The following is a 10,243-nucleotide window of genomic DNA, read 5'->3' as shown; positions in this document are numbered from 1 at the left end:
GTACAAAGCGCATGTGCGGTCGTGTTATTGCCTCGCAGATTGCTTCAGGGTCGGCCGCGTCGGTCTTGTTGCTCCTGACGTAAGGGCGGACGAATTGCGGGGGCGATCAGTCGAACCGTATGTCCGGGCTTTGTGAGTTCGCGGCCCCAGCAATGCGAGGAGCCGCACGCCGCCATGCCGGTTACACACGGGTGCAGCGTGGCGAAATACCGAAGTACATCTGAGCGTCAGAGCTGTTTGCATACAACAACCTGTCCTTGCAAATCGACGGCATGTGACTGTTGGAGTTCCGCCGGGACGATCGGGGAGTAATCTCCGAGCACGGTGATCACATCTGCATTATTAATTTTTATAAAAATTCAAAGAATTACGAAACCAAATCAAATAAATTTAAAACGCACAAAAATAAAATTCATGCCCATATATAAAATAACCGAATTTACGTCCGCCTTATTAATATTTACTACGTCAAATAACATTTTATTGACCAGCTCATTACGCAACGCTAGCCTAATGCCTAGCAAGGATGCCTCATCCTAGGATTTGAATCCGGGACTTAAAGTGAAAATATCTATCGATAACCGGTCCATCACATTTCCAGAATGGATACAGAAACAGAGGCTTAGCGTGCTTTAAGCGGTGATGTTGGAACTTCACACGTTAACGGTTGCTATCCACCCGACTCGCTCATGACTTTTCACGTCCGTCGACGACTGTGCGTATGGCTTGGTGTGGTCGCCATGTGTCTCGTCGTCTTCGTGCCGGTCGTGAGCCAACTGGTGTCATCAGCCACGCCGTGTTCCACAATGCATGAGATGAAGGCGGGCACGGGTACACATCACGCGAGCGACGCATTGTCAGCTTGCGGCTACTGCGACCTGCTCGCGACTCACGCGGCGCTGCCGCCTATCCCGACAGTCGTTGAACCGGTTCTTCTGTTGTCGGTGGTCGCCGCAACCATCGTGCTGTCCACACGCTTCGTCCTGATTGGCCCCTTCCCGTCTGGTCGCCCGAGGGACCCTCCCACGATTTCCTGACCGTTGTTAGCCGCCGCATGCCGCATATCCGCGCCCATTTTAAGGCGCGCATGTGGCTATTCATCGCGACTGTTCATCAACACACACAGGGAAAAACACATGCCGTCCTTCGCTTTACGCGGGCTCGACGTCGCGCGCTCGCACGTGCGCCGCACCGCCTTCCGCCTTCTGCCACTCGCGCTTTGCATTCCGCCCGCTGCTGCAGACTCGGCTGGCGTTTCCGCTGCCCCTGTCGCCGCATCCTCTGCGGCGCAGAACAGCACAGATCATGAGACGAACATGTTGCCAGCGGTCACTGTCACTGCGAGTGGTGCAGGCGCTTATCGCCCGGTCGTCGGTCCGAATCTGCCGGCGTCGACCGAAACGGTCACGCGTGACCAGTTCCAGAACTGGAACGTAGTCAACACCGAGGACGTGCTCAAATACCTGCCGAACCTGGCGGTGCGCAAGCGCTTTATCGGCGACCCGAATTCGATCATCGCGGTGCGCGGCACAAGCAACGTGCAGAGCGCTCGCGGCCTTGTCTACGCGGACGGGCTGCTGCTGTCGAATCTGCTGGGGAATAACTACTCGTTCCCGCCGCGCTGGTCGATGGTGTTTCCCGACGAAATCCAGCAGGTCGACGTGATCTACGGTCCGTACTCTGCTCTCTATCCGGGCAATTCGCTGGGAGCAACCGTGCTGATCACGACGCGTATGCCGACGAAATTCGAGGCGAGCGCAGACCTCAAGGCATTCACACAGCATTTCGACCTGTTCGGCGTCAATCGCAACTTCAGCGGCACCGAATCGAGCGCGACCGTCGGTGACCGCATCGACAAGTTCTCGTTTTTCGTTGGTGCCAATCACCTCGAAAATTCCAGTCAGCCGTTGCAATTCGCGACGCTCGCACAATCGACCACACCCGCCAAGGCCGGTGACACACCAGTCACGGGGGCGTACTTCTACAACAACCAGACCAATGCGCCGACCGCGGTGCTCGGCATGAGCACCGAAGGGATCGAACGCACGATCCAAGATCAGCTGAAAGTGAAGATGCAGTACGACTTCACGCCCACGATGCAGGGGGGGGTCACACTGGGCTACTGGCATCAGACCTATAACAGCGAGACCTTGACGTTCCTGCGCGACACAAACAGCAATCCGGTGTATGGCGGCCGGGTGGCAATCAATGGATTCGAGTACAACATTCCGGCTGCAGCGCTCGCGCCGAGTCTCGGCAATAGTGAGAACTGGCTGTACGGCGCTTGGTTAAAAACACACAACGCGACTGGTTGGAACGGCGAGGCGATCGCTTCATACTACGACGTGTCGAACAACGTGGTGCGCACCGCAAACGCAGGCGGGCCGGGCAACGGCCCAGGTCTGATCACGTTTGGTGCCGGTACGGGCTGGAAGACGCTTGACCTCAAGACAACATACACGCCCGCGCAAAGAGAGGCGGGCCTTGCGGATCACGCGCTGACGTTCGGCTACCACTACGACAACTACTTCCTCGACAACGAAACGTACAACACGTTGGCGTGGCGTAACGGCGTCGCGGGGGCATTCGCGAATGCGTTCCGGGGCCGCACCCAGACGCAAGCTGCCTATGCACAGGACGCCTGGCGTTTTCTGGCGCGCTGGAAGTTCGTCTATGGCCTGCGCTACGAGGACTGGCATGCCTATGACGGTTTCCAGGCGCTCGGGGCGTCGACCGTGCCATATCCAGGCGCAGACCAGCATCACCTTTCGCCGAAGGCGTCGCTATCGTTCGATGCGACCGACGACCTAACGCTGCACGCGTCGATTGCGCGGGCATATCGGTTTCCAACGGTCGGCGAGCTGTTCCAGGGGCAGACTAATGGCGTGTCGATCATCAACAACAATCCGAACCTGCAGCCGGAGGACGACCTGTCAAAAGAGCTGACGGCCGAATGGGCGCACTTGAACGGCCTGTTCCGCCTATCCCTGTTTCAGGACGACGTGAGGAACACCATTTTCAGCCAGACCGATACCACCGTGATCCCGAACGTGACGAACTTCCAGAACATCGGCAAGGTACGCTCGCGCGGCGTCGAAGTCAGCTATCAGGGGCAGGACGTGTTTTTGCACGGCCTCGACATGATCGCCAGCGCGGCCTATACGCAGTCGAAGATTCTGGCCAACACGCAGAACCCCGCGACAGTAGGCAAGTATTTCTACCGGATTCCGCTGTGGCGGGCAAACGTCGCCGGGAGCTACCGGTTCGATGCGCGCTCGGCATTCACACTTGCCGTGCGCTACTCGGGCCGGCAGTACAACACGCTGACCAATACCGATACGAATCCGGACGTATTCGGCGGCACGAGCACCTACGTGGTCGCGGACGCGAAATTCACATTCCGGCCGACGAAGCAGAGCGAGATCGGTGTGGGCGTCGACAACATCTTCGACGAGCGCTACTACGTTTTTCACCCGTATCCAGGCCGTACCTTCTATGTCGAAGGTCGGCTGCATCTGTAACGACGGCATGTCGTGGCCGCTCGTTCTATTGAGAACATAAATGACCGCTCTGAAGAAACTGCTGATGTTACTTGTCGCGTGCGCATCGTCCTGTGCGGCGTACGCCGACGACGTCGCACACGCCAGTGACCCCGCTGCCGCGTCCGCGCATGTCACACACATGGGCGTGTCCGGCAACGCCGCGAAGGTTCGGCTCGCAACGGGTGCCGCGTTCGATGCCAACCACCGGCTATGGATCGCGTGGGTTGAAGGGAAACATGTCGTCGTCGCTCATTCGGACAACCGCGGCCAAACGTTGTCCGCGCCGGTGGTGGTGAACGCAATGCCGGAGCCGATCTACACGAGCGCGGAGAACCGGCCGAAAATCGCGGCGAGTCCCGATTCACACACGATTTACGTGACATGGTCGATGCCGCTCGATCAGCCGTACACTGGCATGGTCCGCTTTTCGCGCTCGACCGACGGCGGCGCGACGTGGACCGTGCCAGTTACCGTGCATCACGATCGTCGCCCGATCACGCATCGGTTCGATTCGCTAATCGTCGATGGACGAGGGCGCGTCTTCGTCGCGTGGATTGACAAACGCGACATGGTGGTCGAGAAGCGCAACGGCAAACCGTATGACGGCGCGGCAGTCTACTACGCGGTATCGACCGACGGCGGCCAGTCGTTTGCGCGGGAGCGCAAGATCACCGACCACACCTGCGAATGCTGCCGGATCGCACTGGCACTCGACCATGGAGGGCACGTTCAGGCGATGTGGCGCAATGTGTTTCCCGGCCAGATCCGCGATCACGCACTCGCTGTGTTGCCCGCGGATTCCGATCAAATTATCGTGCCCGAGCGCGCGACGTTTTCCAACTGGCATGTCGAAGCGTGTCCCGAGCATGGCCCGGCACTTGCAATCACGCGCGACGGCGTGCGTCATATGGCGTGGTTCGGCGTCGTCCATGGACGGGCCGACGCCTATTATTCACGGCTCTCGGCGGACGGTTCGTCGATCGGCTTGCCGTGGGCATTCGGTGTGACTGGCAAACCCGATGAGCAGGCGTCGCACGCGGCGTTGCTCGAAAACGGCGGCACGCTGTGGCTCGCATGGAAGGACTTCGACGGCGACAGCGTGCGCGTGCTAGTGCGTCACTCCGACGACAAAGGACAGCACTGGAGCTCGCCGCGCATGCTTGCCCGGACCGCGGGCGGCGCCGACAACCCGCAACTGCTCAAGGACGCGGGCCGCGTGTACCTCTCGTGGCGAACGCAAGGAGAAGGATACATGTTGCTGCCAGCGGATGTGGAGAAGTAAATGATACTGAAACACCTGATTGTGTCGACGGCCGTGCTGGTGGTCACCATTACAGCAGCTCCGCATTCACGCGCCGAAGATCTGCAGCCGCTCGTCGCAGTCGATGTCGCACACGCGCTTGCGCCGGCGGCCGGCACGCCGCAGATCGTTGAGATCTGGTCGCTCGATTGCAGCTACTGCCGCGAGAACGTCACGCGGATCGCCGCATGGCAGAAGCAGCACCAGGACGTGCGCCTGACAATGATCGCGATGGATCCGTTCGACATTAACGTAGCGGCGCTGACGCGGGCGCTCGCGACGATGCGGCTGCCGCCGCAAACCGTCCAGTATGCGAACGCCGAAGCGATTCCGGAAAAGCTGCGTCGGGCGGTCGATCCAGAGTGGCGCGGCGAGCTGCCGCGCACGATGCTGATCGATACCCATGGCACACGGCAGGCGCACAGCGGTTTGCTTCCGGCCGGCATGCTCGACGCGTGGCGCCGTTAGCGGTTATCGATGTTCGACGAATATGTGTTGAATGCGCTAATCTCGAAGGCATCAATGGTGTCCGGTTTCGCGACGCGTGTATCGGTCACGCGGAACGTCGGCAAGACCGAGGGACAGGTGCTGAAATCGCCGGTTCGCAGGACAACGTGCCGATCACGGAACTCACGCTGTCCGGCAACCTTACGTACGTAAATGCGCGTATTACGCGGCAAGGCGCACAGGGCATTCGTGAAGATGAGCGCAGTGGCCGTCCGCCACGCATTACGCAGGAATGCGACTGCAATTGATTGCGTTGACGTGCGAGGCGTAGGAACCGCACGGACGGAGCACGCCGACGTTCGACGAGATTGCGGCGCGCGCAATCGCGCGCGGCATCACCGAACAGACCAGTCCTAGCCATGTTCAGCGGATCTCTTGCTGCCCGGCGACGTGCGCCCGCGCCGGATCAGGAAATGGCTATACAGTCCCGCTCCGCTTTTTTGCAAGGCTTTATCGCAAGGCGCCCAAAAACGCGCTGGTGCTCCACATCGACGGGAAGAAACGGCATTCAGACCATCGAGCGCAAGCATCCGGGGCGTGCGCCAGCGGCACGGCGGCTGCGTCGCCGGGAGTTTGAATATCTCCGCCACGTCACCCAAGCATTGATTGCCTCGCTGGATGTGCATACTGGACAGGTGCTGGCAGAGTGCCGTGGCGGCGTACCCAAGACGATCTGGTGGCCTTCATGGAGCGTGTGGCTGCTCCGTACCCGGGCAAGCAGGTGCACGTGGTTTGGGACAACCTGAACACGCATCGCGCCCAGGCCCTATGGCACACGTTTAACGCACGACATGGCAAGCAGCGCACTTTCACTTCACGCCGCTGCACGCGACTGGGTCAATCAGATCGCAGCCATACCAGCACTGTGCACCTGCGCGAGTGCACCGGGCAACTTATCCGCGAGCATAATCAGGCGGCACACCCGTTCAAATGGAGTTCCCAGGGCTATCCGCTGCGAACCGGCGCATTGTAATCGAGGATTGGACATGCCAGCTATACCCACTAAACACTATGCGGCGAACCGCAGCATCAGCTGTGCAGTCTGCCCGGCCATGAACAGGTCGTTACGCAAGCCTGGGGCTGTCACCTACTGATCAAACGTCTGGATGACGCGGAGTAACGCACCTCACTGAACTTGGCAGAAATCGTTTTGGCGCTGCCGGTCCCGGCCATAATGATCGCTGGGAACCGCTGTCCGGAACCGGTTCGCAAGGATATGGCCGATGTCGTCGTCACACTCTTGCAGCCCCATTTACAGTCGGATAATTAATCAAAAATCCACGGGACGTCATGCGCTGACAATGCTGAATCAGATTTATAAATATTCGATACGATTATATCGTGAATTAATAGAAGCGAAATGTAAGACGTAGAACGGAGCGTGGGATGTGAAATCATGCAGAAAGTCTTTTTGAGGTGGGTCGCAACGAGGCCGTACACATGAACGATCCTAAGACCGGTCGGTCAGACTCCTAGAAATTCTCCCGCTCAGCCGATACACATTAAAATTAGAAGAGTGAAACACGCAATCAATTGACTGCGAAGGGGTCGTTGTCTGCATTGTCGTTCCAGACGTACTCGGACACAAAGGCGAGGCCCTCAGCGACGGAGCGGCCGTGGATCAGTTCGACAACCGCGAGCGCCATGTCGATCCCGGCTGACACGCCCGATGAAGTGACGTATTTGTCATCCACGACCCAGCGCGCGCGGTCCTGTCAGAGCACGTTTTCGTTCAAGCTGGTAACCCAATCATAAGCGAGCTTGTTGGTTGTCGCCTTAACGCCATCCAAAATTCCAGCCACAGCGAGGAGCGCCGAGCCTGTGCAGACCGATGTCGTCCACGCTGTTCCCCGGTCCAGGTTTTGCAGGAAAGAGAGCATGGTGGCATTACTGACCTCCCTCCGCGTCCCGGCGCCACAGCAAACCATCAAAACGTCGAATTGCGGCGCGGCTTCGAACGAATAGGTCGCGACCGTTGCCACGCCCTGCACCGACTTCACCACACCGCCATGTTCAGAGACCGTCACTACCTCATAAGCGGGAAGCCCCCCACATTTCCATCGCACCATAGACATCGAGTACCTCGAAACCGCGAAATATAACGATGCCGTAATATATGTGTCCTCTTTTACCGACTTCGCCTGCTTCTCCGAAGAAGCTTCCTGGGCCTTATCGCTCATGCTTGGATACCTCATGAGAATTGCGGGACGGTGAGTCGAAGCAGCGCGGCCGTCCCAACAGACTTCGCTCTATCCGTAAGGCGTTGGCCCCTCAGCAGGACAATGCTAGCAGCGGTGAAAGAACGGTGGCTGTCAGTTCATGACCGGTTATTTATTCGATTACCGTGACTGAGAGGACCCGCATTCCGGTCGCTGTTATCATGGACAGTACTGAGCTGGCGATACTCCATTTCGGAAAATGATCCGGTTTCCTTGGAGGAAGTTTTGGCCAATATTCCAGAAAATATCCGTCGGCGCCTGTTGTTTTTTAAAGTCAAAGCGCTGTTTGATGAAGCAAGCCCTTCTCCTCACCAAACAGTATTTGTGCCATTAAGTCCATTCGGTTATATGCATGGATACTTGCATCGTATACCAAAGATGCATCCACTTTTGCGTCGAATGTCACTGAAAATTCGACGACTTATATGCACAACAAGCTGAATCATAATGGCCGCAATCTTGGCGCTAGCAGTCGGGGGATTTTGGTTTGGGTGACGACTATTAATTTTGCGCGAGTCCCTTATAACAGGATTTTGTACCAGAACCAGTCAGGCACGATCAATGGCCAGTTCGTCACGGCGTACGTGCAAACATTCTAGCCAGTCACGCGCGCTTGGCCTCGGCCCCGGCGTCATTTGATGACAGATCGGTCGCGGTGAGAGATTCCGCCCTTGCCACCCGGCGACGGCAGAAAGGCCTGGATCTCGCGCGCTCATGCCACGCGCGTACATCGCGATAATGCGCTCGTCGACGCCGGTGTAGCGGCGTTCGTGTTTGGGGATCAGGATCGGCTCAAAGCTGCCGTCTCGGTCGCGTGACACCTCAACCCGGACGGCGCCGTCATCGGTGATGACCGTCTTGCCACCGACGCCATTGCACTCGTCGGCCTCACCGGCTGGTTTAGACTGGCCCGGCGCATACCCAGATGCAGGTTCATCTCGGCGCTCATCGCTCGTTCGATGAGCCCCTTGTTAAACACCAGCATCAGACTCCGCACCTCGGCCGGCGTCATCGGCCCCTTGACCAGTTCGTCCAGCAGGGCTTCGGGCGGTTCTTCTTCATTGGCATATCCATGATCTTTACTTCCTCGTGATATGCCTCGCCCACAAAACGACTGATAGATCCTCCAAGCGTTCGCCACCTTTCTCGCGCCGGCCGCACAAGCCGGGTGGGTCGTAGTTGCGAAGCGTCCCTTCGGCGACGCCCTGCACGTACTCGACTATCTGGGCCGCTACACCCCGCAGCGTGGCCATCTCCGACCCACCGGCTGGTCAGCCTCAACGACGCCCACGTCACCTTCCGGTGGGAAAACTATAAACACCCCGCCGCGATGAAGACCATGACGCTTGAGGCCAGCGAATTCATCCGCCGCTTCCTGCTGTATGTACTGCCCGAGCGTCAAACACATCCGCACTTACGTGTCGCTGCCAATCGCCACCTGGACCACCAGGCTCGCTACCTGCCGCTGGCTCCTCAGCGTCGTGGCTCTCTCACCCTGAGGTTGACCAGCGCCGACGGAAGGTGTGAACCGTGATCGCCTGAACATGAAAACGCAATATTGATTTCACAATTTATAATTCATTATATTAACGGACTCAATCACATGGCGTTACTTTTCCGTTTGTCGAAAGGTTCAAACGTTTTGGAGCAGCCGTTAGTGAAGCGAAGTGATCCATTCCCGTCAAATGAGTGACCTAGACCTGCGCAAATGGATTGCGGAGCTTGTTCGCCGACGCCGCACGCCTCATTTTTTACGCCTTTAATAGCTGCACACATAGATAAATTTTCAATCTAAATTTTCTTGTTTTCTATAATTTCGATCCAACTATTTGATGGTTTATATATTTTAATTAATTTTATTAATCGTTAGTGAGCAAGTTTTATGGGAGATACCGATGGACAGACGTGAAGCACTATTGGGTAGCGGGATGCTCGCCCTTTCGGCGTTAGCGCTCGCGGGGCGAGCCTCTGCCGAAGAGGGCACTCATATGCTGCATGACGGTGGACGCTATACGACCTTGGCCAAGGCAGCCGCATCGTGCGTCTCGACTGGACAGGTCTGTATGAGACATTGCTTGGATCTCATGGCAAGTGGCAACACAGAGTTTGCCGCATGCAGCAAAAGTGTGTCGCAAATGCTCACTCTTTGCACCGCGTTGCAAGGACTCGCTAACCAAGACTCCCACTATGTTCCTGATCTTGTCAAGGTCGCAACGAACGCCTGCAACGACTGTGAACAGAGCTGCGAGAAGCATGCGGACAAGCACGAACCATGCAAGGCGTGCATGGAGTCGTGTCGCGCGTGCGTCAAAGCGTGTCGAGAGTTTGGGGTCTGACGGCACGAGTTTGCATATCGAAGCTTGCCCCAATTGGCGAGCGTCCAGACCGCGCATGCCGCATCGCCTGTGTGCATGGTATCCGTCGCGAATGAAATCAAATCTGCTCGTTCAGACGACGCCCGGGGAAGGCATGGGCGCGCGAGCTGGCTAGCTGAGCTCAGTCAACTGCGGGAGTCCAGCAATGAGGGAGTAACTCGTCAATGTCAGTAGCGCGATGTGCTGGCAGAGCAATTGTCAAATCTGGTGTACGCGGTGAGCAGGTTCATCAGGCGGCGAGCGATTGCTGAACCGGTGTGCTGTCGATCACCGGGATGCCATTTCTGAAAGGAATGCCTT

General features: G+C 57.6%; 10 protein-coding genes and 2 pseudogenes. 8 read left to right on the top strand and 4 right to left on the bottom strand.

From position 1 onward, the window contains the following. A pseudogene (locus HV796_RS44720) lies at positions 1 to 323 on the bottom strand (hypothetical protein); the annotation flags it as partial. A 366-nt stretch (positions 324 to 689) separates the two neighbouring features. On the opposite strand from HV796_RS44720, the gene HV796_RS38280 reads away from it, so the two are divergent. The 5 genes from HV796_RS38280 (at position 690) to HV796_RS38260 (ending at position 6,322) form a co-directional block, all read left to right on the top strand. Next, a complete protein-coding gene (locus HV796_RS38280) occupies positions 690 to 1,037 on the top strand; it encodes a DUF2946 domain-containing protein (RefSeq protein WP_175233010.1) in 348 nt (115 codons plus the stop codon). Positions 1,038 to 1,136: 99 nt separating this feature from the next. After that, positions 1,137 to 3,521 (top strand): TonB-dependent receptor, encoded by a 2,385-nt coding sequence (locus tag HV796_RS38275; RefSeq protein ID WP_175233009.1) that lies wholly within the window; start codon positions 1,137 to 1,139, stop codon positions 3,519 to 3,521. 40 nt (positions 3,522 to 3,561) lie between these two features. Beyond that, positions 3,562 to 4,824 carry a sialidase family protein gene (locus HV796_RS38270; RefSeq protein ID WP_377694372.1) on the top strand — a complete coding sequence of 421 codons (1,263 nt, stop codon included), beginning with the start codon at positions 3,562 to 3,564 and terminating at the stop codon, positions 4,822 to 4,824. 6 nt (positions 4,825 to 4,830) lie between these two features. After that, positions 4,831 to 5,310 (top strand): thioredoxin domain-containing protein, encoded by a 480-nt coding sequence (locus HV796_RS38265; protein ID WP_175233012.1) that lies wholly within the window; start codon positions 4,831 to 4,833, stop codon positions 5,308 to 5,310. A gap of 724 nt (positions 5,311 to 6,034) precedes the next feature. Next, the gene (locus HV796_RS38260; RefSeq protein WP_175233008.1) at positions 6,035 to 6,322 is read left to right on the top strand and encodes a hypothetical protein; all 288 of its coding nucleotides are present in this window, start codon (positions 6,035 to 6,037) and stop codon (positions 6,320 to 6,322) included. A gap of 556 nt (positions 6,323 to 6,878) precedes the next feature. Here the strand turns inward: HV796_RS38260 and HV796_RS43565 are convergent. The 3 genes and pseudogenes from HV796_RS43565 to HV796_RS38250 form a co-directional block, all read right to left on the bottom strand. Further along, entirely contained in the window at positions 6,879 to 7,043 is a 165-nt protein-coding gene (locus tag HV796_RS43565) for a type 1 glutamine amidotransferase family protein (RefSeq protein ID WP_217478139.1), read from the bottom strand. 21 nt (positions 7,044 to 7,064) lie between these two features. Next, positions 7,065 to 7,529 carry a DJ-1/PfpI family protein gene (locus HV796_RS43560; RefSeq protein ID WP_217478137.1) on the bottom strand — a complete coding sequence of 155 codons (465 nt, stop codon included), beginning with the start codon at positions 7,527 to 7,529 and terminating at the stop codon, positions 7,065 to 7,067. Positions 7,530 to 8,241: 712 nt separating this feature from the next. Then, positions 8,242 to 8,664, bottom strand: a pseudogene (locus tag HV796_RS38250) (transposase); the annotation flags it as partial. 25 nt (positions 8,665 to 8,689) lie between these two features. On the opposite strand from HV796_RS38250, the gene HV796_RS46150 reads away from it, so the two are divergent. From HV796_RS46150 to HV796_RS46145, 3 genes are all read left to right on the top strand, one after another. Continuing rightward, positions 8,690 to 8,902 carry a transposase gene (locus tag HV796_RS46150; RefSeq protein ID WP_175233011.1) on the top strand — a complete coding sequence of 71 codons (213 nt, stop codon included), beginning with the start codon at positions 8,690 to 8,692 and terminating at the stop codon, positions 8,900 to 8,902. After that, positions 8,836 to 9,102 carry a transposase gene (locus HV796_RS44715; protein ID WP_377694375.1) on the top strand — a complete coding sequence of 89 codons (267 nt, stop codon included), beginning with the start codon at positions 8,836 to 8,838 and terminating at the stop codon, positions 9,100 to 9,102. Before HV796_RS46150 ends, HV796_RS44715 begins: the two co-directional genes overlap by 67 nt. 361 nt (positions 9,103 to 9,463) lie before the next feature. Further along, a complete protein-coding gene (locus HV796_RS46145; protein WP_175233007.1) occupies positions 9,464 to 9,904 on the top strand; it encodes a four-helix bundle copper-binding protein in 441 nt (146 codons plus the stop codon). Positions 9,905 to 10,243 lie beyond the last annotated feature (339 nt).

The organism is Paraburkholderia humisilvae (assembly GCF_902859855.1).
Classification (GTDB): Bacteria; Pseudomonadota; Gammaproteobacteria; order Burkholderiales; family Burkholderiaceae; genus Paraburkholderia; species Paraburkholderia humisilvae.
Note: the sequence above shows the minus strand (reverse complement) of the source record. Positions and strands in the feature narration are given on the sequence as shown.